We start from the raw sequence: 23,715 nt of genomic DNA, 5'->3' as shown, positions 1-23,715 counted from the left end.
GCGGCCGGTCAGGCGGCGGACGGGAACCGTTCCCAGACCCGGTGGCCGCCGAGCAGGTGGGTGAGCTGCTGGAACACGGCGGCGACGGTGTCGCCGGTCACCACGCCGGGCGCGTCGAGAGGGATACCGACCGCTTCCAGGGCGCTCTCCCCGCCGCTGGTGGCGCCGATGGCCTTGCCGTGCCGGTACGCCTCCGCCAGCAGCAGTCCGACGCGGGGGTCGGGGGTGGCCTGCTGGACGGTGGGCCGGCCCGCCTTGGCGTCGCGGGCGCCGTAGGCGTCGGCGCCCACTCCGGGCGTGCCGGCCACCAGGAGGGCGTCGAACTCCACGGAGCGGGCGGTGGCGTAGGTCCGCTGGACGGTCAGGGCGCCGTCGCCGTGGCCGAGGGTGCCGCCGGCGGGTGCGACGACCAGCGGGACCATGCCGCCGTCCAGCACCTCCTGGCGTACGGCGCGGACGCCGTCGAGGTCGCCGTCGGGGCCGGTGAGGATGCCGATGATCCGGCCGTCGGCTGGCCAGGTCCGGCCCACCTGGGAGAGGGCGGGACTGGGCTCGACGTCGGCCAGGGGCACGGTGGCCTCGGGGGCGGGCAGCCCGAGGCCGGCGGCGACGCCCGCGCACAGCTCCGGGTCGATGTTCGCCAGGGTCTGCAACGCCCTCTCCCGGATGGCCTGTTCGTAGCACTTGGCGAGTTCGAAGGTGTAGGCGCCGATGATGTGCTCGCGCTCGACCGGGCTCATGCTGAGCCAGAACCGGCGGGGCTGGCTGAAGTGGTCGCCGAACGACTCGGGGGCCTCGCGGACCTTGGTGGCCTCCGGGACCCGTACGGGCGTCTCGACGTACGCGCCCATGTCCGCACCAGCGGTGAACGGGCAGCCGCCGTCGAGGGAGTTGGGCCGGTAGGGGGCGACCCCCCGGTGTACGGCCGTCTGGTGGAAGCCGTCGCGCAGCATGTCGTTGACGGGGGCGTGCGGCCGGTTGATCGGGATCTGCGGGAAGTTGGGGCCGCCCAGACGGGTGATCTGGGTGTCGAGGTAGGAGAAGAGACGGCCGGCGAGCAGTGGGTCGTCGGTGATGTCGATACCGGGGACGAGGTGGCCGACGTGGAAGGCGACCTGTTCGGTCTCGGCGAAGAAGTTCGTCGGGTTGCGGTTCAGCGTGAGCAGCCCGATGGGCTGCACGGGGGCGAGTTCCTCGGGCACGATGTTGGTCGGGTCCAGCAGGTCGATGCCCTCGAAGGTCTGGTCGGGGGTGTCGGGGAAGGTCTGGATGCCGAACTCCCACTCGGGGTGGGCGCCCGCCTCGATGGCGTCGTAGAGGTCACGGCGGTGGAAGTCGGGGTCGACTCCGCCCGCGATCTGCGCCTCCTCCCACACCAGGGAGTGCACGCCCAGCTTCGGCTTCCAGTGGAACTTCACCAGGGTCGTCTCGCCGGCGGCGTTGACCAGGCGGAAGGTGTGGACGCCGAAGCCCTCCATGGTGCGGTACGAGCGGGGGATGCCCCGGTCGGACATGTTCCACAGGGTGTGGTGGGTGGCCTCGGTGTGCAGGGTGACGAAGTCCCAGAAGGTGTCGTGGGCGCTCTGGGCCTGCGGGATCTCCCGGTCGGGGTGCGGTTTGCCGGCGTGGATGACGTCCGGGAACTTGATCGCGTCCTGGATGAAGAACACCGGGATGTTGTTGCCGACCAGGTCGAAGACGCCCTCGCTGGTGTAGAACTTCGTCGCGAAGCCGCGGGTGTCCCGGACGGTGTCCGCGGAGCCCCGGGAGCCGAGCACGGTGGAGAAGCGGACGAACACCGGTGTCTCGACGTCCTCGGCGAGGAACGCCGCCTTGGTCACGTTGGCCGCGGTGCCGTAGCTGCGGAACACGCCGTGTGCGCCGGCGCCGCGGGCGTGGACCACACGCTCGGGGATGCGCTCGTGGTCGAAGTGCATGACTTTCTCGCGCAGGTGGTGGTCCTGGAGGAGCACCGGGCCGCGGGGGCCCGCCTTGAGCGAGTGGTCGGTGTCGTACAGCCGGGTGCCCTGGGCGTCGGTCAGGTAGCTGCCGCTCTGGGCCGTCCGCGCCTGGTCGGCGCCGGTCGGCTGCCCGGTCGGCGAGACGGTTGCCGGGCCGCCCTGGTCGGGCTTGGGAGGCAGCGGCTCGCGGGGCGCGGTCGGCTCGGCGACCGGCGGCGACTCGGGAGCCGGCTTGCCGGGGATGCCGTCCTCCGGGCCCTTGGGCCCGCTCTGGAGGACGTCGGTCACCTTGTCCGCCGCCCGCTTCAGGGGGTTCGTCTCGCTCATCAACACCAATTCCTTCACTGGTCACGGACGGGCCCGCCGCAGACGGGGCGGGCGGGTGTCCGGTGCGCGGTGGTCGGGGCCGGGTCACGCGGCCGGCAGCAGGTACCGGCGGGGGGAAGTCAGGGGAAGGGGCCGCGGCGGACCACGGCCCCCCGGACGGGGTCCCCGGGCCGGGGCGTCCGAAACCGGCGATCGCGAGGATCTCCGGTCGGGGTGAAGTCGGGCCGTCTCCTGTCGAGTTGCCGGGACGGCGGGCCCGCCGGACGTACTGGTCCGGACCCGGGGACCGTCAGCGGGGCCACGTGCCTGCCCGACGGCGACGCGTTCACCGGCGGGCGGGCCTTCTGGCCCCGGACGGGCGCGCACCGCTCCGCCCGCGTACGCCACCATAGGCGCCGCGGGCGGTCCCCGCAGTCCGGGACGGGCGGGTACGGGCCCGGGGGCCGGCGGGTCACGGGCGTGCCGTGACCCGCACGGTCTCCAGGGCCGGGTCCGCCGCGTCGGAGATGAGGAAGCCGTGGGCGACTCCGCTGCGCAGGTAGTCGAGGACCTCCGAGGTGATCACCTCGCCCGGCGCCACGACCGGCACGCCCGGCGGGTAGGGGCTGATCATCTCGGCGGCGATCCGGCCCACGGCCTGTTCGGCGGGCACCTGTTCGGCCGGGCCGAAGAACGCGTCGCGGGGCAGGACCGCCTGTTCGAGTTCCAGGACGTGGGGTGCGGGCAGGTGCACGGCGGGCCGCCGCTCGATGGAGTCGGCATGCTCGACCAGCGAGCCCACGGCGTCCAGGAGCACCTTCTCGGTCTCGTCGTCGTCGGAGTGGGTGATGGAGGCGCTCATGCGGCAGCTGTCCGAGCCGCCCACGTCGACGTGGCGGTTGGCGCGCAGCCATTCGGCCGCCTGCATGCCGCTGATGCCCAGCTCCCGTACATCGACGACGATCTTCAAGGGGTCGTACTCGGCGGCCAGGCCCTCGTCGATGATCTCACCGCCCATCACCCGCAGCCCGGGCATCTCGCGCAGCCGGGCCCGGATGCGCTCGGCGCGGTGCCAGGCGTCGTCGAGGAGGTCACGCCCCTGTTCGACCATCTGCCGCCGCCAGCCGTCGAGGGTGGCGTAGACGAGGCTGGAGGCGCTGGTGGTGCCGAGAAGGTCCTCGCGCTGCTCGAGCACGGTGGGTGAGACCCGGTCGTGCTGGAGGTGGAACACCGAACTCTGCTCGATGGCGCCGCCCATCTTGTGGACGCTGGTGACGACCAGGTCGGCGCCGGCGTCCATGCCCCAGACGGGCAGGTCCGGGTGGAAGGGCAGATGGGCGCCCCAGGCCTCGTCGACGATGAGCGGCACGTCGAACGCATGGCAGGCGTCGGCCACCGCGCGGATGTCGGCGCAGGTTCCCCAGTCGGTGGGGGTGACGAGCAGCATGCCCTTGGCGTCCGGGTGCTCGCGCAGCCGGTCGCGGACGTCATCGGCCTCCGGCGGGTGGGCCAGGTGTCGTTCGGCGTCGTACTTGGGGTGCACCCAGACGGGCTCCACGCCGTTGATGATCACCGCGGCGATGACCGCCTTGTGCGCGTTGCGGGAGAGCAGCAGCTTCTCACCGGGGCCCGCGACCGACAGCATCGCCGTCTTGACGGACAGGGAGCTGCCGCAGGTGGAGAAGAAGGCGTGTTCGGCACCGACCGCGTCCGCCATCAGTTCCTGTGCCTGCTCCAGCACGCCCTGGGACTGGCGGCGGTCGTCCAGCCCGTTGAGGCTGAGCACGTCGGAGCGGAAGACGTCGATGCCGAGGATCTCGGCGACACGGGGGTCGGCCCCGCGGCCCTGCCTGTGCCCGGGTGGCCCGAACACCACGTCTCCGCGTCGCCGGAACTCCTGCAGAGCTTCCAGGACGGGTACGCGCGAGTGATCCATGGCTGTCCTCCTGAGCCGGTGGGTGCCGCGTCCACCGGGTTGCACCGCCACCGTGCCCCAAACCCATGGGACCGGTGTCGTAGGGCCGTTCGGTGGAACCCGCTCCGGCACGGAGCACACCCCGCCGAGCCGCAGGAGGAACTGTGCCGCTGTACCACCAGGTCCGGGAGGAGGTCGCGCGGCGCGCGGACGCGCTGTGGGCCGTGGCGTCCGCGCTGCACGCCGACCCGGAGACCGCGTTCGCTGAGCACCGGGCGGCGGCGCTGCTCACGGGCGAGCTGGAACGCGCGGGGTTCGAGGTGCGACGGGGCACCGCGGGCCTGCCGACCGCGTTCACGGCACGCTCGGGCCGGGGCCGGCCGGTGGTGGCGTTCCCCCTGGAATACGACGCCCTGCCCGGGCTGGGACACGCCTGTGGGCACAACCTGATCGCCGCGGCCGGCCTCGGGGCGGCCCTGGTGACGGAGGCGGTGCTGGACGGCGACGAGGGCACGGTCCTCGCGGTGGGGACGCCGGCCGAGGAGGGCGGGGGCGGCAAGGCCCTGGAGGTGGAGGCCGGGGTCTTCGACGAGGTGGACGCCGCCCTGATGTTCCACCCCGGGGTGTACGACTGGGCGCGGGCGCCGCTGACCGCCCAGGAGCAGTACCTGGTGGCCTTGCGGGGCCGGGCCGCGCATCCGACGGGCGACCCGACGGAGGGGATAGACGCGCTCGCGGCGCTGATCGAGCTGTTCAACGTGGTCTCGGCGCTCGGCCGGCGGCTGCCGGAGGGGTCCCACGTCCAGGGCATCGTCACCCACGGTGGTACGGCCACGAACATCGTCCCCGAGTTCGCGGAGGGCCGCTTCGGCCTGCGCGCGCTCACGACCTCCGCTCTGGACGACCTGGCGGCACAACTGCGCACGGCCGCCGAGGGGGTGGCACTGGCGACCGGCACGACCGTCACGGTGGAACGGGCGAGCGTGCGGTACGAGCACTTCCGGGACAGCACGGTGCTGTCCGCACGGTTCGCCGGGCATCTGGACCGCGCCGGGATCACCCTCACCGCGCCCGTTCCCGGTATCTACCTGGGTTCTTCCGACATCGGCAACGTCAGCGGCCGGGTGCCCGCCATCCACCCGTTCGTCGCGGTCATGGGCGCCGACGGATCCGACCACACGCCGGAGTTCGCCCGGGCGGCGGCGTCGGAGCGGGCCCGCCGGGTCCTGCCGGCGGTGGTGGAGGCGCTGGCCTGTACGGCCGTGGACGTGCTGCGCGACGCGGACCTGCGCGGACGCGCGTGGGAGGGCGTGCGCCGGGCCGCTGCCTGACCGTCGTACGCCCGTGTGCCGCGGCGGCGGGCCGCGGTGAGGTCCGCTCAGGCCTGCACGGCGCGCCGTACCTCGCGTTCCTCGCCCGGCCCGTCGGCGGCGTCGCGCACGTGCCGCACGGCGGCGGACAGCGCCCGGCGGATCTCCTCCGGCAGCCGGCCGGAGGACGGCCACTCCACCAAGCAGCGTGCCACCTCCCGCATCTTGGTGTTGGTGTGCTGCGACACGTGCTTCAGAACATCCCATCCCTGCTGCGGGCGCAGACCGGCCACGGCGATGACCACGCCGATCGCCTGGTCGACCAGCGCGTGCGAGACAAGGGCCTGGCGCAGCTGGCCGACCTCCTTCCGGAGCGCGTCCAGCTGGTCCGCCTGCTCGTCACATCCGATCATGCGATCACCCTGCGCAGCAGGCCCTGTCCCAAACAGCCGCCAAGCGAACAACATGGCGTAACGCCGTACAGAAAACGAAAAACTGCTGGTCAGGGGATACATGAATAGGAAATACAGGGGCAAGTGGGCGGCATGGAATCGCTCACTTTCGACAGCGACGACCTGGATCTGACGGAGGACTTCCTCAGTCAGGCCTACGCCAGGATGCGCATCGCCAGCGGTACCCCCGGCTCCCACCACGCCCGGATCCACCGCGCCGCCCTGTCGTCGGTGAGCGTCGACGAACTCGCGCTGGATTTCGAGATGAGCTACTCGGTGTCACCGCTGGGCCGGATCTGCGTGTGCGTCGTGCACGAGGGAACCGTGCGGGACCACGGCTTCCAGGGGGTGGAGGACTCCTTCGGACCGGGTGACGTGGTGCTGTTGGCGCCGCCGGACCTGCCGTTCACGGGGCGGATCCGCAACGCCCGCTACAACATCACCATGCTGGATCCGGCGCTGCTCACCCAAGTGGCCGCGGGCCCGGCAGGCTCGCCGCCGGTACGGCTGACCGGCCACCGGCCACGCTCGGTCGCGGCGGCCCGCCATCTGGGCGGTACGATCGCCCATCTGCGTGACCATGTGCTGTCCGACCCGCAGATCGCGGACCAGCCGCTGATCGCGGTCACGGCCGCCCAGCACCTGGCGGCGAGCGTCCTGGCCGCCTTCCCCAGCACGGCACTGGAGGAGCCGACCGCAGCCGATCGCCACGACGCGCATCCGGCGATGCTGCGCCGCGCGCTCGCCTACATCGACGACCACGCGGACCAGCCGGTCACGGTCGCGGACATCGCCGCCGCGGCCCATGTGACCGTGCGCGCGCTCCAGTACGCCTTCCGCCGGCATCTGGACACGACACCGCTCGCCCATCTGCGCCGGGTGCGGCTCGCGCACGCCCGTCAGGACCTGCTGAACGCCGACCCCGGCGCCGGGGCCACGGTCGCCTCGATCGCGGCCCGCTGGGGTTTCCACCACCCGGGCCGCTTCGCCTCCCTCTACCGGCAGGCGTTCGGGCGCAATCCGCACGAGTCCCTGTCCGACGGCTGACGGGCGTCCCGGGCGGGGCGCGGACGCCACCCGGGACGCGGGGCGGCCTACGGGAAGGACGTCACCTTGGACGGGACGGTACTGGTTCCCGAGGTGGGTGCGCCGGTGCTGTTGACGACGTGGGCGTACTGGCCCTGGCCGCCGAGTGAGATCACCAGCAGGTCGTGCATCCGGATGCCGGAGGTGGTGGGCACCTGGAAGCCGTGGGCCTGGACGATCGACGGATCGGCCGTGTAGTTGCAGTAGCTGCCCAGTCCCCAGGCCTCGTGGGTGGTGACGGTGTCGGCGACCTTGTAGGCGGCGTAGCCGGTGATGCCGTCGTGGGTGACGGCGGCGGCGTTCGGGGCGTCGTACGCCTTCTCGTTCTGGAAGAAGATGGTCCGGCCTCGTTCTCCGGACCAGTGGACGTCGTACTTGTTGAAGTGCTCGACGAACAGGCCGGTGGCGAGGACGTCGTTGCCGTTGACTCGCAGGCCGTAGTCGGCGCGGTTGGTGTTCCAGCCGACGCCGCTGCCGTGGTCGGCGCGCCAGAGCCAGGTGTGGTCGATGATGACGTTGTTGCTGTTCACCACGACCGAGTTGGTGGCGAGGCCTGGACCGGCGCCGCCGATGCGGACGAACACGTCCTGCATGGTGGTGGGATCGGCGGAGTGGTCCGCGGTGGAGCCGGGCGTGCCGATCCGCAGGAGCGTGTCGGAGTTGACCGGACCGGCGTCGATCAGGAATCCGGCGAGCCTGACCCCGTCGACGTCGGCGACGTGCATCGCGTCGACGCCGTTGTCCGGCACCAGGGTGGCGAGACCGAGCCCGAGGACGACCGTGTCGGCTCGGGTGACGTCGAGGGTCCGGTCGAGGTGGTACACGCCGGGCGTGAACAGCAGGTTGAGGCCCTGGGCGAGGGCCGCGTTGATGGTGGCGGCCGTGGCGCCCGGCTTGACGACGTAGAACTGGTCGAGCGGGAGGGACGTGCCGGCGTCGGCCGGCCACGAGACGCCCCGGGCGCCGGTGCGCTTGGCCGGCACGAACACCTTGTAGGCGGAGCCGTCGAGGTAGAGGAAGGGCTTCTCCCGGGAGACGGGGGTGGTGTCCAGCGTGGTGTACGGGCCGTTGTCGAAGTCGGTCGCCGGGGCGCCCTGGACGCCGGAGAACGTCATGTTCCACACGCCGTTGCTCCAGCCGCCGACCGAACTGTCGCGGGTGTACCACTGCTGCTGGGAGTACGGGCCCACCGTACCGTCGACCTTCGAGTCCGCGATGTAGCCGCCGGAGGCCCAGCCGTAGCCGTTCGGGGCGAGGTTGAGGCCGCCCTGGACGTGGATGCGGCGGAACGGCGCCGCCTGGGCGACCGCCCAGCGGTCGGTGCCGTTCGACGGCCTGATGGCGAGGTTCTCCGCCGAACGCCAGAAGTTCTGGGTGGCGTTGCCGTTGAACCAGCCCGCGTCCACGGTGACGTCACCGTTGATCCGGGTGTCGTCGGGGTTCAGCCCGAGCCCGGAGACCGAGGTGTAGAAGCCGATCTGGGCGTTGATCCCGTTGTACGTGCCGGGCTTGAGCAGGAACTGGTAGCGGCCGGTGCCGAACTGGGCCGACTCCTGCTTGGCGAAGACGTCGTCGAACTTCTGCTGGAGGTTGGGGGTGGAGGGGTCGACGACGATGACGTTGGGGCCGAGGTCGCCGCCGCCCTGGACCGGCGGGACGCCGGTGGAGCCGGTGTGCACGGCGACCTCCCACAGGGAGTATCCGTAGCCGGTGCCGCGTGCGGTGCCGAGGATCCGGACGTACCGGCCCGAGCCGCTGACGTCGTACGAGGCCGTGCCGCCGGTGGCACCGGTGACGGTCCTGAGGGTGTTCCAGCTCTGCCCGTCGGCGGAGGCCTGGATCTGGAACTCCTTGCCGTAGGCGGCCTCCCAGTTGAGGTCGACCTTGCACAGGTCCTGGACGGAGCCGAGGTCGACCTGGAGCCACTGCGGGTCGGCCGCCTGGCTGGACCAGCGGGTCGTGGTGCTGCCGTCGAAGGCGGCGGAGGCGGGCGTGCCGGCGTTCTCGGTGGAGGAGGCGGTGGCGGTCCTGCCCTGGGCGGCGTTGGCGGTGCCGCAGCCGGTCCCGCTGCCGCTCGTGCTGCCGAACACCTGGAACTCCCACAGGGAGTAGCCGTACGTGGTGGCCCGGTGCACGCCGAGCATGCGTACGTAGCGGCCCTGCCCGGACACGTCGAGCGTGTCGACGCCGCCGTCGGAACCGGTGACGGACCTCAGGTCGGTCCAGGCGCTCCCGTTGCCGGATATCTGGACCTTGTAGTCCTTGCCGTAGGCGGCCTCCCAGTTCAGCACCACCCGGGTGACGGTGGCCGTGCCGCCCAGGTCGACCTGGAACCACTGGTCGTCGCCGGCGGCCGAGGACCAGCGGGTCCCGGTGTCGCCGTCGACGGCCAGGGCGGCGGTGGTGCCGTTGTTCTCCTCGGACGACGCGGTGGCCGTCCTGCCCTGGGACAGGGGGGTTTCGGCCGCGGCGGCCGAGGGATGCGTGGCGGGGAGGGCTGTCAGCGCTGCCATGGCGGTCAGCGCGATGCCCAGGGATCTCAGTCTCATGCGGCGGCTCCAGACGGCTCGGGGGTCAAGCGGCTGACCCACGGCTTAGTTCATGTTTTGATTTAAGTGATGAGTCAAGCCGGCCACAAGCCTTCGGACGCCACATCCTTCAACTACCGTGCCGCGACCACCGCGTCGGACGCCGGCGTACCCCGGAACCGCCGACGGTGCCCCGGCCCGGGACGAGACGGGTTGTGCAGCCGCTTCAGGCCGCCGAACGCCTGCCACTGCGTGCCGTGTGCTTCCGCCGGTCCTCGACGGACAGGGGGCGTCGACCGGATACGCGACCGGGCCCGCGGCACGGGCCGGGTCGCAAACAGCGCGATGGTCCGCCACCGTCCGCGCGGCCGTCTCCGGACCGCCGGGCGCCTGGCCGTGGGACGGCCTGCTGGTGTCGATCTCCGGCACCGCTTCCGCCTGCCGGTGCCGGTGGGGGCGCCGGTGGGCTGCCGGTCACGACAGGGGTTCGTCCCAGGCCAGTTGGCGGATCAGCTCCTCGTCCGGTTCCGCGCGGCGGGCCGTGGCGGCAGCCGGCCGGGACGGGGTGCGGGTGCCGCGGGAGAGACCGCCGCTGACGGTGATGTTGTGCTCCACCCGCGGGCGGCGGAGCCGCTCGTACCCGGCAAGGGCGGCCGGCGGGTCGGGCAGGTCACGCAGCGCCTTGGCGAGGACGACGGCGTCCTCCAGGGCCATCGAGGCGCCCTGGCCGGTCGCCGGCGAGGCCGCGTGGGCCGCGTCGCCGACGAGCAGCACCCGGCCCGTCCGCCAGGTGGTGCCCAGCGGCAGCTCGGTGGCGTTGGTGACCATGATGCTCTCGCAGGCCTCGACGAGACCGGCGGCGGGCGTGTCGTCCTCGCGCAGCAACGGCAGCAGCTGCGCGCGCAGTGCGGCGGACGGTCCGGCCGTCGCGCCGGCGGGCAGCGGGTCGCCGCCGGCGCGGGCGAACCAGTACGTCTCCCCGGCGGGCGAGACCGCGTACCCGAAGGCGGTCCCGGCGCCCCGCACCATGGTGATCGCCCCGGCCGTGGCGGGCACCGGCCCGGTGCGGCCGTAGCCGTAGTAGACCAGCTGGCCCGCGTACACGGGCCGGACGCCGGGCGCGAGGAGCCGGCGCACGGCCGAGTTCAGACCGTCGGCGCCGACGAGCAGGTCTCCCGTGGCGGTGTCCCCACCGGCGAACGGGCGGTGACGTCGTTCGGGCCGTCCGTCAGGGACACCAGCCGCGCGCCGTGGCGCAGCCGGATCCCGCGCCGGACCGCCTCGCTCTGGAGGGCCGCGTTCAGCTCGCCGCGGCGCAGACAGCGGTAGCGCAGGCCGGGCTCGCCGGCCTCGCCGAGCGGTCCGCGCATCACCTCGGCTCCCCGGTCGTCCAGCAGCCGCAGCGAAGTCAGCGGAAAACCGACGGCCGTGACGGCGTCCGTGGCGTCCAGCTGGGCCAGGGCTCGCATGCCGTTGCTCGCCAGGGTCAGGAAGGCGCCGATGTCCTCGGCCGTGTCCGGGTGCGCCTCGAACACCGTGACGTCGTGTCCGGTCTTGTGCAGGCCGAGCGCGGTCGCGGTACCCGCGATGCCACCGCCGATCACCAGTACCCTCATCGCATCCGCTCCCTCGCCTGCCGTTCCCGCGCCGGCAGTGGACGACCATCCAAGGCCGCCGGCCGGCCCGGCGGGGTTCACGGGGCCACGATTCGGCCAGCGCCGGGTGGGCTCGGGCAGGGGGGCGCGGGGTGCGGGCGCGCGCCGTCGCGGGGCGGGCGCGCACGTCCGGGGTCGTGCGCATCACGCGGCACGGGCCGTGTCGGACGGCCGCGCGAGCCGATCCTGAGGCGCGCGCCGCGGTTGCTGTGCACCGGCGCGCCGCCCGTGGGACGGATGACCGGCGGTTGAACGGGTACTCGTCGGTAATGCGGGTGAGTGTGGTGGACGCGGGATCGAACACGGTGCGGTTGGTGATCGCAGACGTGGAGGGTGGTGTTCCGCTGCCGGTGCACACCGTCAAGTGGAAGCTGCGCCTGTGCGAGCATGCCGGCGCGGACGGCACCATAGCCGACGAGGCCGTGGAACAGCTGGTGAAGGCGGTGGCCGCGGCAGGCGCCACGGCTCGCAGGTGGCGTGCCGCGGGCCCGCTGGCTTTCGCGACCACCGTGGTACGCAACGCTCCGAACCGGGCGGACGTCCTGCGACGGGTGGCGTCCGGTACCGGGATCCGCATGTGCACGATGCCGGGTGAGACCGAGGCCGAGCTGACCTTCCTGGCGGCCCGCCGCTGGCTGGGCTGGAAGGCGGGCCCGCTCGCACTGCTCGACATCGGCGGCGGCTCGCTGGAGGTGGCGTTCGGCAGGGGACGGCTGCCCGACTTCGCCGCCTCCCTGCCGCTCGGCGCGAGCCGGCTGACCCGGGAGTACCTGGGCGTCCAGGACCCGCCGGAACCGGGCGAGCTGAAGGAGCTGCGCCGCCGGATCCGCCACGAGCTGCGGGACGTCGCCTCACGCATCCGCTGGGAGCGGCCACGCACCGCTGCCGTCACCTCCCGTACGTTCCAGCAGCTGGCCCGGCTGTGCGGGGCCGCACCCGGGCGGTACGGCCCGTTCGTCGAACGTGAGCTGGCCTGCCGGGATCTGCGCGAGGCGGTGCACGCGCTCGCCTCGCTGCCGGCCGCCGAGCGGGCCCAGCTGCCCGGCATCTCCGCGCCGCGCGCCGCGCAGAGCCTGGCCGGGGCGGTCGTCGGGCACACGGCGCTGAAGCTGATGGGCCTGCCCCGGGCCGTCGTCTGCCCCTGGGCGATCCGCGAGGGTGTGCTGCTGCGCTACGTCGAGGACGGCGCCGACTGGTGGACGGACATCACCGGCACCACCGACACGACGACCCCGCCCCCGACGACGACCCTGCGCGTCGCGGCTCCGTCCGCGTGACGGCGTGCCGGGCGCTCCCGGGCAGGGGGATCCGGCCGCATGGCGGAGTGGCGGGGACACCGTGCGTCGCGGCTCCGTCCTCCCGGCACGGTGCCGACGGGCGGTGCCCGCCGTCGCCGGTCCGGCCGGTCGGTGGCGCACAGGCGTGGCTGGGCCCGTGGCCCGGGCGGGCCCCGTGGTCCGCTCAGCCCGGTCCGGTTCCGGCTGCGGTGGGTCAGTGGGCGCGCATCCGCAAGGTGCCCGCTGTTCTCAGCAGGCGGTCGGCCGGTTCGCGCAGCCCCGGGTGGGCCAGCACCGTGTTCCGCAGACCGCGTACGGGGCGTCGCCACAGGCGCCGGGCCAGCGCGACGGGGTGGGGGCGGGCGGCGAAGCCCTCGCCGACCCGGAGTTCGCGGGTCTTGAGCCAGTCCTTGTACTCCTTGTCGCCGCGCCCCAGGTCCACCAGGGCGACCCCGTGCCGGGCGGCGGCCTCGGCGGTCCGCAGGTGCATCATCAAGCCGGGCGAATAGGAGGGGAGTCCGGGATCGTAGGCGGTGAACCAGGCGGCCAGTACGGTGCCCGACCGGGGTCCGAAGTGGGCCGCGACCGGCCGGTCGCCCGCGTAGAGCACGGACAGCACCCCCGTGAAGTGCTCCTCGCGGACGCGGAACAGGTGGTCCACCAGGCCGACGATCCACGGCCGGGAGAACCGGTCCATGCGGCCGGTTCTCCGGTACTGCGCGGACTTCCACCGCATGAGGGTGCGCAATACCTCCGGGTCGCGTTCGTCGAAGACGAACCTGACCTCGCCGACGTCCCGGCCGAGCCGGCGTTCCTTCTTCAGTGTCGTCTTGGCCAGCCCGGGGTACGCCCCGCGCAGCCACTGCGCGTAGGTGCCGTCGCCGGGTTTCACATCGATCACCGGTGAGGCGAAGGTGCCGGTGACATGGGGCTCGAACGGCGTCTGTTCCCGTACGAGATGGTCGAACTCGAAGATGCTGAGCCCGCAGGCCCGCAGCAGTTGCCGCACGTTCCAGGTGACTCCGGGCCGGTGCACGAGGGCCTGGCAGTCGGACAGGCCGAGCCCGACGGCCCGGCCGGTTCCCAGCGGCCCCCGCTGGTAGGGGAGGAAGCCGACCGGCTCCCCGCTCTCGCGCAGCACCGCCACCCGCACCCCGGGCCGGAACCGGCCGACCCCGGTGGCGAACTCCGGTGCGAGGAACGGGTTGGCGTACTCCGGTGACTCGTCCATCGCCCGGTGCCAGGCCCCACGCAGGTCGGGCGTCAGTTCACCGGGTCTGTGGACGGTGATCTCCACATCGGTCGCACGGGCCGGTGAGGCGTGTGGACCATGGCTCACGGATCGCATGCGACCCCTCCCCCCATGACGCGCCGGGCGCGTCCTGCCAGTGTTGCCGGGCCCCCGCTCCCCACCGCGCGTGCCCGTTCCCCGGCCGGGATCCCGAACCGTAGGACATGGCTCGAACCTGACGAAACAGTACGCAGTCTGTCAAGGGTGCCTCAGGCGACCGAGGGTCCGCCGCGGGGGTGCGGCGCGGCACCGCGGTATTGACATGAACCTGGGGCGACCCCGACGCTGCGTGCGTGAAGTTGCTCGATCAACGCCCATTCCGAGCGTTTCCGAGCAGCGTCGCGTAGAACAGTCAGTCCGCGAAGGTGCGAGGGGAGCTGTTCCGCCGTGCGAAGACTCCGACACCGTGTGCCGTGGCCGGCCTGGATACCGCTGGGGCTGGCGACCGTCCTGGCCGGGACCGCGCCGGCCGTTCCGGCCCCCGCCCACGCCACCGGCACCGCGTCCGGCGCGGTGCTGGACCCGGGCCACAGCAGCGTCACCTGGCGGAGCCCGGTCTACGCCAAGGGCACCGGCGCCGGGCCCGAGAAGTGCCCCGGCGCCGCCGACGACCCCGAGAGCGAGGTCTGTGACCGTTTCGACCTGACCGTCTCGGTGCCGGACGGCTACTGGGAGGACAACCCCGAGGGCGGCGTCCCGCTGTCGGTCGGATGGGAGCGCCCCTCGGACGACTTCGACCTGTACGTCTACGACGACCACGGCAGGCAGGTGGCGTCCGGCGCGGGCACCGCCGACCCCGAGGCCACGGTGATCCCGCGGGCGTCAGGGACGTACCACGTCGTGGTGGTGCCGTACGACGTGCACGACAACTCCTTCACGGGCACCGCCTACCTGCCGGCCACGGCGGACGCCGGTGACCTCACCTCCTTCTCGGGCGGCGACGGCCGCTACACCGTCGCAGCCGGGCGGCTCACGGCCCGGGCCGACTTCCTGACGGGTGGTCGACTACGCCTTCAGGCGGATCCGTCGGGCTCGCTGAGTGACCCGGCCGGCACCGCCATCGTGCGCGGACAGCAGACCCGGCAGCGGCGCACCTCGTCCTTCGACGCGGGCGGCTACTACGGCATCCGGTCGCCCGAAGCGGTGTTGCGCGTGTACAAGAAGCCGCTGCGGTTCGGGCTGTACGAGCCCGACAACCGCACCCGGATCTGGCAGGAGGACAAGCCGCTGCGCTGGTCGACCGGCGGGATGCGGCAGAGTCTGGTGCGGGGCGCGGACGAGCAGTTCTTCGGCGGCGGCGAGCAGAACGGCAGCTTCTCGCACCGCGGGCGGACCATCCACGTCGCGAACAGCTTCGACTGGAACGAGGGCGGCTACAACAACTCCCAGCCGTTCTACCTCTCCAGCGCGGGCTACGGCGTCCTCCGCAACACCTTCGCACCGGGCGTCTACACCTTCGGCTCGCCGGTCACCACGGGCCACCAGGAACGACGCCTGGACGCCTATTACTTCCTCGGTGACGCCCGGCAGGTCATCGGCAAGTACACGTCGCTGGTGGGCAAGCCCTTCATGCCACCGGTGTACGGCCTGGAGCCGGGCGACTCCGACTGCTACCTGCACAACGCCAACCGGGGCGAACGACACACCCTGGACGCGCTGAAGACCGCCGACGGCTACACCTCGAACGGGATGCCGCTCGGCTGGATGCTGGTCAACGACGGGTACGGCTGCGGGTACGAGAACCTGGAACAGACGGGGAAGGGCCTGCGGTCCCACCACGCCCAGCTCGGGCTGTGGACCCAGGACGGCATCGGGGCACTCGCCGAACAGGTCCGGGCCGGCCAGCGGGTGGCCAAGCTGGACGTGGCCTGGGTGGGCAACGGCTACCGGTTCGCACTGGACGCCTGCGACGCGGCGAAGCGGGGGATCGAGGACAACAGCGACGCCCGCGGCTTCGTGTGGCTGCCGGTGTCCTGGGCGGGGGCCCAGCGCTGCGGGGTGCTGTGGAGCGGCGACCAGAAGCTGTCCTGGGACTACATCCGCTGGCAGATCCCGACGTACGCCGGGGCGACCCTGTCCGGCATCGCCTACGACACCGGTGACGTGGGCAGCATCTACCGTCACGACGCCACCATGTACACCCGCGACCTCCAGTGGAAGGCGTTCCTGCCGGCCGTCATGACGATGGACGGCTGGGCCACCGACATCACCACCGGCAAGCCCGCCGACCAGCAGCCCTGGCGCGACGGCGAGCCGTACACCTCCGTCAACCGCGCCTACCTCCAGCTGAAGGAGCGGCTGCTGCCGTACATGTACACCCTGTCCGCCCAGGCGGCGCGGACGGGTGTGGGCGCGGTGCGCCCGCTGTGGCTGGAGTACCCGGACGACCCCGGCACGCTCGGCGCGCAGGCGGCGTACGAGTTCCTGTCCGGGCCGGACTTCCTCGTCGCGCCGGTCTACGAGAACTCCGAAACCCGCGACGGGATCTACCTGCCGAAGGGCACCTGGACCGACTACTGGACCGGCCGCACCTACCGGGGCCCGACCACGGTCGACGGCTACCACGCGCCCCTGGACACCCTTCCGCTCTTCGTGCGCGAGGGCGCGATCGTGCCCATGTGGCCGAAAGGGACGACGAGTTGGCAGACCCGCGACCGGCACGAGCTGGACTGGGACCTGTACCCGGCCGCGCACCGTACCAGCCACTACACGCTGTACGAGGACGACGGCGTGACCCGTGACTTCGCCAGGGGTTCCGCGGCCACCCAGCGGGTGTCGGTGCGCGCGGACGCCCGGGGCACCACCGTGACGGTCGGGGCGAGCAGGGGTGCCTACGCGGGCAAGGTGGCCGCCCGGTCGTACCGGTTCACCGTGCACGGCGGCACGCCACCCGCCCGGGTCCTGCTCGACGGGCGTCAACTGCCGCGCGGCGCCTGGTCCTACGACGCCGGCGGTCATGTCACGACCCTCACCACGGCGAGGCTGCCGCTCGACCACGGGTTCACGGTGCGGCTGGTCGACCGGAGGTAAAGAAATCGTATGGTCTAGTCCAAAGAGCAAGTTGGTCTAGTCCAACTTATTGACGTGGCCGCGACCACTCCCCGAGGGTGGGGCTCCCCGTTCCCGGGTCCCCACCCTCTGGAGGCACGCATGAGACGTCTTCGGGCATGTCTGGGCGCGGCGGCAGCCGTCACGCTCGCCGCCGCCGGCAGCACCGCACTGGTCGCGGGCAGCGCCTCGGGCGCGACGACCGCGCTCAGCAACCGCTGGTACGCCGCCGCCCCCTATCTGATGCCGACGGACAACGAGCCGCCGGACCCGGCCGCCATCATGGACGCCACCGGCCTGAAGGCCTTCCAGCTGGCCTTCGTCCTCGCCCCCGACGGCGGGGGCTGCACGCCCACTTGGGGCGGCACGTCGTCCGTCTCCTCGGACACGGCCGTACAGTCGGTGATCAACACCATCCGCGCCAAGGGCGGTGACGTCTCCGTCTCCATCGGCGGCTACGGCGGCACCAAGCTCGGCCAGGCCTGCTCGGACGCGGCCTCCACGGCGGCGGCCTACCAGCAGGTCATCACCAAGTACGGGCTGCACGCCATCGACTTCGACCTGGAGGAACCGGAGTACGAGAACACCGCGGCGATCAGGAACGAGATCGGCGCCGCCAAGATCCTCCAGCAGAACAACCCGGGGCTGTACATCTCCGTGACCACGGCCGGCACCGCGGACGGCACCGGCTGGTTCGGCAAGCAGATGCTGCTGGAGGCCAAGTCGCAGGGGTTCACCCCGAACAACTTCTCCATCATGCCGTTCGACGGCGGCTTCAACGGAGCGGCGAGCCAGACCAGCGCGCTCACCAACTTCAACTCCGTTCTCCAGTCCACCTTCGGCTGGAACCAGGCGACCGCCTACGCCCACGAGGGCTTCTCGGGCATGAACGGCCGCAGCGACACCGGCGAGTACTTCAGCCAGGCCGACTTCCAGACCGTGCTGGACTACGCGACGAGCCACAACATGGACCGGTTCACGTTCTGGTCGCTGAACCGTGACCGGCCGTGCACCCCGGCCGACAACGGCGGCCGTACGTCCGGGACCTGCTCCAGCGTGGCGCAGAACTCCTGGGACTTCGCCAAGTACTCGGTGAAGTTCGCCGGCGCCACCCCGCCGAGCAGCACCCCCACCCCGACCCCCACGCCCACCCCGACTCCGACCCCCACCCCGACCTCGTGCAGGACCGCCTGGAACGCGACAGCGGTCTACACGGCCGGGAACGAGGTCTCGTACAACAAGCACAACTGGAAGGCCAAGTGGTGGACCCAGAACGAGGTGCCCGGCGCCTCGGAGTGGGGCGCCTGGCAGGACGAGGGCGCCTGCTGACGGCCTGACCCGCTCGACCCGGCCCGACGCCTCACGCGACTTATCGCGTCTTGATGTGTCCCGCTCATGGGGCGGGGCGTCGGAACACCACCGGCACCCGCTCCCACCTGCGGGACTGGTGCAAACGGCGGGACGGTCGTAGCGTCGAGTGCACGCGGTCGGACACAGCACGACGGGCGGGAGCGGCCATGCGCGCAACAGTGATGGGAACGACGGTCACCCTCGCGGCAGGCGTCCTGCTGACAGCGGCCATGACGACGGCCTCGGCCAGTCCGCCGCCCGCGGCGCACCGGCCGGCCGCGCAGCCGCGGCCGGTCCTCGTCGACTGCCTGTGGCACCGCACCGTCCGCCCCGCCGACTTCATCCTGGCCTGCGGCGACGGCAACAGCCGCCTCACCGGACTGCACTGGTCGCGGTGGAGCGGTCAGGTGGCGACCGCGGCGGGCGTGAACCTGCTCAACGACTGCAAGCCCTACTGCGCGGCCGGCACGTTCCAGCGCTACCCGGTGACCGTGCGGCTGGAGGACCCCCAGCCCTGGAAGAAGGACCCCGGCGTCCGGCACTACACGCGGATGAGCCTGACCTACACCGGCGCCCTCCCGGAGGGCTTCCAGCGGGTCATGACCTACCCGCTCTGGGACTGACCCGGCCTGCCGTCACCCGGGCGCGCCGCGTCCGGCACCGGGAGGTGGGCCGCGCGGGCGACGTCCCGGCCCCGGCTCCCGTCACCGGCCACCCGCACCCCCTCATGGTGGTGTGACCCCGCAACGCGGCGCCCCGCGCGCCGACCGAAAAGAGGTCACATGCCCCCGCTCCCCCGCCTGGCCGGTACCGCCACGGCCGTGCTCGCGCTCGGCCTGGTCGCCGCGGCGCCCGCACCCGGCACCGACCCGGTCGTCACCGCCGCGCGCGTCGTCGCCCACTTCGACCCGGCCGCCCGGCAGACGCCCGAGAACATCGCCCTCGAACCCGACGGCTCCGCCGACCTGACCCTCGCCCTGGCCCGGCAGGTCGCCCACGTCACCCCCGAAGGACAGACCCGGATCCTCGCCACCCTGCCCGCCGTGGCGGACCCGGCGACGCCGCTCGTGCACAGCGCCGTCGTCACCGGCATCGCGCGCGCCCACGACGGCACGCTGTACGTCAACTACGCGACCGGCACCAGCGCCACCGGCATCTGGCGCCTCTCCCCCACCGGTGGCGCCCCGCAGCGGATCGCGGCCCTGCCGACCGACGGGCTGCCCAACGGGCTGGCCCTCGACGAACGCCGGGGCGTGCTGTACGCGGCCGACTCGGTGCACGGCACCGTCTGGAGCGTCCCGCAGACCGGGGGTACGGCCACGGACTGGGCGACGGACACGGCGCTGACCCCGCTCCCCGCGCCACCCGCCTCGGGCTTCGGCGCCAACGGCGTCAAGGTGCAACGCGGTGCCGTCTGGGTGTCCAACACCGACCGGGGCACACTGCTGCGTGTCCCCGTCGGCCCGGACGGCTCCGCCGGACCGGTCGAGACGCGCGCCACCGGGCTCGACGGCATCGACGACTTCGCCTTCCCCGGGCAGGGCAGGAGCGTGCTGGCCGCGCTGAACGCCGGCAGCAGGGTCGTCCTGGTCCGCCCGGACGGCACGGTCACGACCGTGCTCACCGCACAGGACGGGCTGTCCAACCCGACCGCCGTGGCCGTGCGCGGCCGGACCGTGTACGTGCCGAGTGCCGCGTACGTCACCCGGCGCGACCCCAACCTGCTCCTCGCCCGCCTGCGCCACCTCGTCGACCACCGCTGACCGGCCAGCGGCACACACCACCGCCGCCCCGGCGCCGTGCCCGTCGGACCCGGTACCCGATGCCGCTGGGCGGCATCGGGTCCGGGCAGGTCAGGTCAGTTCGGCGAGGAGGTCGCCGCCCTCCACCTGCTGGATGCGGTTGATGGCCAGGCGGGACACCCGGCCCGCCTTCGGGGCGGTGATCGTGGCCTCCATCTTCATCGCCTCGATGGTGGCGATTGTGGCACCGGCGGCCACCTCGTCGCCCTCGGTGACGGCGAGGGTCACCACACCGGCGAAGGGTGCCGCGACGTGGCCGGGGTCGCCGCGGTCGGCCTTCTCCGTCACGGGGACGTCCGAGGCGGCGGCCCGGTCGCGGACCTGGATGGGCCGCAGCTGGCCGTTGAGCGTGGACATCACGGTGCGCAGACCGCGCTCGTCGGCCTCGCCGACCGCCTGCAGCTCGATCAGCAGCCGGACGCCGGGCTCCAGGTCGACGGCGTACTCCTTGCCCGGGCGCAGGCCGTAGAAGAACGCCTTGCTGTCCAGCACGCTGGTGTCGCCGAAGGTCTGCCGGTGCGTGTCGAACTCCCGGGTCGGACCGGGGAACAGCAGCCGGTTGAGGGTGGCCCGGCAGTCCTTGGCCAGTCCGTCGCGGTCCTCGGCGGACAGCTCGGGGACGGGCCTGGACGCGGCCCGGCCCTGGAGCGCCTTGGTGCGGAACGGCTCCGGCCAGCCGCCGGGCGGGGTGCCCAGCTCGCCGCGGAGGAAGCCGATCACCGAGTCGGGGATGTCGAACCGGTCGGGGGTCGACTCGAAGGCGTCCGGGGAGACACCGGCGCCGACCAGGTGCAGGGCCAGGTCGCCGACCACCTTGGAGGACGGGGTGACCTTGACCAGCCGGCCGAGGATGCGGTCGGCGGCGGCGTACATCGCCTCGATGTCCTCGAAGCGGTCGCCGAGGCCGAGGGCGACGGCCTGGGTGCGCAGGTTGGACAGCTGGCCGCCGGGGATCTCGTGGTGGTAGACGCGGCCGGTCGGCGAGGCGAGGCCCGCCTCGAAGGGGGCGTAGATCTTCCGGACGCCCTCCCAGTACGGCTCCAGGTCGCCGACGGCCTGGAGGTCCAGGCCGGTGGGCCGCTCGGAGTGGTCGGTGGCGGCGACGATCGCGGACAGCGACGGCTGCGAGGTCGTACCGGCCATGGATGCCACGGCACCGTCCACCGCGTCGGCGCCCGCCTGGATCGCTGCGAGGTAGGTGGCGAGCTGGCCGCCCGCCGTGTCGTGGGTGTGCAGGTGCACCGGCAGGTCGAACTCGCGGCGCAGCGCCGAGACCAGTTTGGCGGCGGCCGGGGCGCGCAGCAGGCCGGCCATGTCCTTGACGGCGAGGACATGGGCACCGGCGTCGACGATCTGCTCGGCGAGGCGCAGGTAGTAGTCGAGGGTGTAGAGCCGCTCGGCCGGGTCGTTGAGGTCGGCGGTGTAGCAGAGGGCGACCTCGGCGATGGCCGTGCCCGTCTCCCGTACGGCGTCGATGGCGGGCCGCATCTGGCCGACGTCGTTGAGGGCGTCGAAGATGCGGAAGATGTCGATGCCGGTGGCGGCGGCCTCCTGCACGAAGGCGTCGGTGACCTCGGTCGGGTACGGGGTGTAGCCGACCGTGTTTCGGCCGCGCAGCAGCATCTGGAGGCAGATGTTGGGAACGGCCTCGCGCAGGGCGGCCAGCCGCTCCCAGGGGTCCTCGGCGAGGAAGCGCAGCGCGACGTCGTAGGTGGCGCCGCCCCAGCACTCCAGGGAGAGCAGCTCGGGCAGGGTGCGGGCGACGACGGGGGCGACGGCGAGGAGGTCCTTGGTGCGCACCCGGGTGGCGAGCAGGGACTGGTGGGCGTCGCGGAAGGTGGTGTCGGTGACACCGATCGTCGGGGACCGGCGCAGGTGCCGGGCGAAGCCCTCGGGGCCGAGTTCCACGAGGCGCTGCCGCGATCCGGCGGGCGGCTCGCCCGCGGGCAGCGGCGGCAGCTTGGTCAGCGGGTCGAGCACGTCGGGCCGGGCGCCGTGCGGCTTGTTGACGGTGACGTCGGCGAGGTAGGTGAGCAGCTTGGTGCCGCGGTCGGCGGAGGAGCGGGAGGTCAGCAGGTGCGGGCGCTCCTCGATGAAGGAGGTGGTGACCCGGCCCGCCCGGAAGTCGGGGTCGTCGAGGACGGCCTGGAGGAAGGGAATGTTGGTGGCCACGCCACGGATGCGGAACTCGGCGACCGCGCGCCGGGCCCGGCCGATCGCGGCCTGGAAGTCCCGGCCCCGGCAGGTGAGCTTGACCAGCATCGAGTCGAAGTGCGCGCTGATCTCCGTACCGGCGTGGGTGGTGCCGCCGTCGAGCCGGATCCCGGAGCCGCCCGGCGAGCGGTAGGCGCTGATCCGGCCGGTGTCCGGGCGGAAGCCGTTGGCGGGGTCCTCGGTGGTGATACGGCACTGGAGGGCGGCGCCGCGCAGGGTGATGGTGTCCTGGGCGAGGCCGAGACCGGCGAGGGTCTCGCCGGCGGCGATCCGGAGCTGCGCCTGGACCAGGTCGACGTCGGTGACCTCCTCGGTCACGGTGTGCTCGACCTGGATGCGCGGATTCATCTCGATGAAGACGTGGTTGCCGTCGCGGTCGAGGAGGAACTCCACGGTGCCGGCGTTGCGGTAGCCGATCTCGCGGGCGAAGCGGACGGCGTCGGCGCAGATCCGGTCGCGCAGGGCGGGGTCCAGGTTGGGGGCCGGGGCCAGCTCGATGACCTTCTGGTGGCGGCGCTGCACCGAGCAGTCCCGCTCGTACAGGTGGATGACGTTGCCCTCGGCGTCGGCGAGGATCTGCACCTCGATGTGGCGCGGGTCGACGACGGCCTTCTCCAGGAAGACGGTCGGGTCGCCGAACGCGGAGGCGGCCTCGCGGGAGGCGGCCTCGATGGACTCGCGCAGCTGGGCCGGCTCCGCGACGCGGCGCATGCCGCGTCCGCCGCCGCCCGCGACCGCCTTGACGAAGACGGGGAAGCCGATCTCATCGGCGGCGCGCACCAGTTCGTCCACGTCGTCGGAGGGTGCGGAGGAGCCGAGCACGGGCACTCCGGCGGCGCGGGCGGCGGCGACCGCGCGGGCCTTGTTGCCGGTCAGCTCCAGCGTGGCCGCGTCCGGGCCGACGAACGTGATGCCCGCCTCCTCGCAGGCGCGGGCCAGTTCGGGGTTCTCGGACAGGAAGCCGTATCCCGGGTAGACGGCGTCGGCGCCGGCCCGGCGGGCGGCGGCCACGATCTCCTCCACGGAGAGGTAGGCCCGTACGGGATGCCCCGGCTCCCCGATCTCGTAGGCCTCGTCGGCCTTCAGCCGGTGCAGCGAGTTGCGGTCCTCGTGCGGGAAGACGGCGACGGTGCGCGCGCCCAGTTCGAAGCCCGCCCGGAACGCGCGGATCGCGATCTCTCCACGGTTGGCGACCAGCACCTTGCGGAACATCCTGGATTCCCTTCAGCTGCCTGCCGGCGACGAACACCCTGGTGTCGGCCACGCCTGCCGTATCTCGCGGCCACCCTAGGGGGTGTCCGCGCGGGTCGAGGTGCGAAAACCGTCACATCGACGGGGTGGGCGACGCCACACGGGCGCGCCGGCCCGGCCCCGCCGAGGGCGGCCACCACGTCACCAGTACAGCAGCCCGCGGCCCGGAACAGCACCCGGTGACCTCGGGTCGTGCCGGCTGGGGTCTTTCGTTCGGATCAGGCCGGACCCGCGAGCCCGGCATGATCCGAACGAGAGGGCCTAGGGTC

13 protein-coding genes and 1 pseudogene are annotated in these 23,715 nt (G+C 72.7%); 7 read left to right on the top strand and 7 right to left on the bottom strand.

Annotated features, from left to right (window positions below; all coding sequences use genetic code 11):
- Window positions 1-8 precede the first annotated feature (8 nt).
- Both ACF1BE_RS08315 and ACF1BE_RS08310 read right to left on the bottom strand, forming a co-directional pair.
- Window positions 9-2,288, bottom strand: a complete 2,280-nt coding sequence (locus ACF1BE_RS08315) for a catalase (RefSeq protein WP_392198157.1) — start codon at window positions 2,286-2,288, stop codon at window positions 9-11.
- Window positions 2,289-2,739: 451 nt separating this feature from the next.
- The gene (locus ACF1BE_RS08310; RefSeq protein WP_392198156.1) at window positions 2,740-4,203 is read right to left on the bottom strand and encodes an aminotransferase class I/II-fold pyridoxal phosphate-dependent enzyme; all 1,464 of its coding nucleotides are present in this window, start codon (window positions 4,201-4,203) and stop codon (window positions 2,740-2,742) included.
- Between the two features lie 143 nt (window positions 4,204-4,346).
- Here ACF1BE_RS08310 and ACF1BE_RS08305 point away from each other — a divergent pair, with 143 nt between their 5' ends.
- Window positions 4,347-5,513, top strand: coding sequence for an amidohydrolase (locus tag ACF1BE_RS08305; protein ID WP_392198155.1), 1,167 nt, complete (start codon window positions 4,347-4,349; stop codon window positions 5,511-5,513).
- A 47-nt stretch (window positions 5,514-5,560) separates the two neighbouring features.
- Here ACF1BE_RS08305 and ACF1BE_RS08300 read toward each other — a convergent pair whose 3' ends face one another.
- Entirely contained in the window at window positions 5,561-5,905 is a 345-nt protein-coding gene (locus ACF1BE_RS08300) for an ANTAR domain-containing protein (RefSeq protein WP_392198154.1), read from the bottom strand.
- Window positions 5,906-6,037: 132 nt separating this feature from the next.
- Here ACF1BE_RS08300 and ACF1BE_RS08295 point away from each other — a divergent pair, with 132 nt between their 5' ends.
- Window positions 6,038-6,991 (top strand): helix-turn-helix domain-containing protein, encoded by a 954-nt coding sequence (locus ACF1BE_RS08295; RefSeq protein ID WP_392198153.1) that lies wholly within the window; start codon window positions 6,038-6,040, stop codon window positions 6,989-6,991.
- A gap of 47 nt (window positions 6,992-7,038) precedes the next feature.
- Here ACF1BE_RS08295 and ACF1BE_RS08290 read toward each other — a convergent pair whose 3' ends face one another.
- Window positions 7,039-9,579 carry a discoidin domain-containing protein gene (locus ACF1BE_RS08290; protein ID WP_392198152.1) on the bottom strand — a complete coding sequence of 847 codons (2,541 nt, stop codon included), beginning with the start codon at window positions 9,577-9,579 and terminating at the stop codon, window positions 7,039-7,041.
- A 453-nt stretch (window positions 9,580-10,032) separates the two neighbouring features.
- Window positions 10,033-11,174, bottom strand: a pseudogene (locus tag ACF1BE_RS08285) (FAD-dependent oxidoreductase).
- Between the two features lie 308 nt (window positions 11,175-11,482).
- Here ACF1BE_RS08285 and ACF1BE_RS08280 point away from each other — a divergent pair.
- Entirely contained in the window at window positions 11,483-12,490 is a 1,008-nt protein-coding gene (locus ACF1BE_RS08280; RefSeq protein ID WP_392198151.1) for a Ppx/GppA family phosphatase, read from the top strand.
- Between the two features lie 214 nt (window positions 12,491-12,704).
- On the opposite strand, the gene ACF1BE_RS08275 is transcribed toward ACF1BE_RS08280, so the two are convergent.
- Window positions 12,705-13,787, bottom strand: coding sequence for a GNAT family N-acetyltransferase (locus ACF1BE_RS08275; protein ID WP_392198240.1), 1,083 nt, complete (start codon window positions 13,785-13,787; stop codon window positions 12,705-12,707).
- Window positions 13,788-14,639: 852 nt separating this feature from the next.
- Between ACF1BE_RS08275 and ACF1BE_RS08270 the strand changes: the two genes are divergently transcribed.
- From ACF1BE_RS08270 to ACF1BE_RS08255, 4 genes are all read left to right on the top strand, one after another.
- Window positions 14,640-16,811, top strand: coding sequence for a TIM-barrel domain-containing protein (locus tag ACF1BE_RS08270; protein ID WP_392198239.1), 2,172 nt, complete (start codon window positions 14,640-14,642; stop codon window positions 16,809-16,811).
- A gap of 120 nt (window positions 16,812-16,931) precedes the next feature.
- Window positions 16,932-18,158 carry a chitinase gene (locus ACF1BE_RS08265; RefSeq protein ID WP_392198150.1) on the top strand — a complete coding sequence of 409 codons (1,227 nt, stop codon included), beginning with the start codon at window positions 16,932-16,934 and terminating at the stop codon, window positions 18,156-18,158.
- 188 nt (window positions 18,159-18,346) lie between these two features.
- On the top strand, window positions 18,347-18,802 hold the full coding sequence (locus ACF1BE_RS08260) for a hypothetical protein (protein ID WP_392198149.1): 456 nt from the start codon (window positions 18,347-18,349) through the stop codon (window positions 18,800-18,802).
- A 159-nt stretch (window positions 18,803-18,961) separates the two neighbouring features.
- A complete protein-coding gene (locus tag ACF1BE_RS08255) occupies window positions 18,962-19,942 on the top strand; it encodes an SMP-30/gluconolactonase/LRE family protein (RefSeq protein ID WP_392198148.1) in 981 nt (326 codons plus the stop codon).
- Window positions 19,943-20,032: 90 nt separating this feature from the next.
- On the opposite strand, the gene ACF1BE_RS08250 is transcribed toward ACF1BE_RS08255, so the two are convergent.
- Entirely contained in the window at window positions 20,033-23,407 is a 3,375-nt protein-coding gene (locus ACF1BE_RS08250) for a pyruvate carboxylase (RefSeq protein WP_392198147.1), read from the bottom strand.
- Window positions 23,408-23,715: the final 308 nt, after the last annotated feature.

This window comes from Streptomyces sp. NPDC014991 (assembly GCF_043080665.1).
Taxonomy (GTDB): domain Bacteria; phylum Actinomycetota; class Actinomycetes; order Streptomycetales; family Streptomycetaceae; genus Streptomyces.
This window is presented reverse-complemented; position numbering and strand designations above follow the sequence as displayed.

Coding starts and splice junctions, on each gene's coding strand:
- ACF1BE_RS08315 (WP_392198157.1), bottom strand. CDS start 2,288: ATGAGCGAGACGAACCCCCTGAAGCGGGCGGCGGACAAGGTGACCGAC.
- ACF1BE_RS08310 (WP_392198156.1), bottom strand. CDS start 4,203: ATGGATCACTCGCGCGTACCCGTCCTGGAAGCTCTGCAGGAGTTCCGG.
- ACF1BE_RS08300 (WP_392198154.1), bottom strand. CDS start 5,905: ATGATCGGATGTGACGAGCAGGCGGACCAGCTGGACGCGCTCCGGAAG.
- ACF1BE_RS08295 (WP_392198153.1), top strand. CDS start 6,038: ATGGAATCGCTCACTTTCGACAGCGACGACCTGGATCTGACGGAGGAC.
- ACF1BE_RS08290 (WP_392198152.1), bottom strand. CDS start 9,579: ATGAGACTGAGATCCCTGGGCATCGCGCTGACCGCCATGGCAGCGCTG.
- ACF1BE_RS08280 (WP_392198151.1), top strand. CDS start 11,483: ATGCGGGTGAGTGTGGTGGACGCGGGATCGAACACGGTGCGGTTGGTG.
- ACF1BE_RS08265 (WP_392198150.1), top strand. CDS start 16,932: ATGAGACGTCTTCGGGCATGTCTGGGCGCGGCGGCAGCCGTCACGCTC.
- ACF1BE_RS08260 (WP_392198149.1), top strand. CDS start 18,347: ATGCGCGCAACAGTGATGGGAACGACGGTCACCCTCGCGGCAGGCGTC.
- ACF1BE_RS08255 (WP_392198148.1), top strand. CDS start 18,962: ATGCCCCCGCTCCCCCGCCTGGCCGGTACCGCCACGGCCGTGCTCGCG.
- ACF1BE_RS08250 (WP_392198147.1), bottom strand. CDS start 23,407: ATGTTCCGCAAGGTGCTGGTCGCCAACCGTGGAGAGATCGCGATCCGC.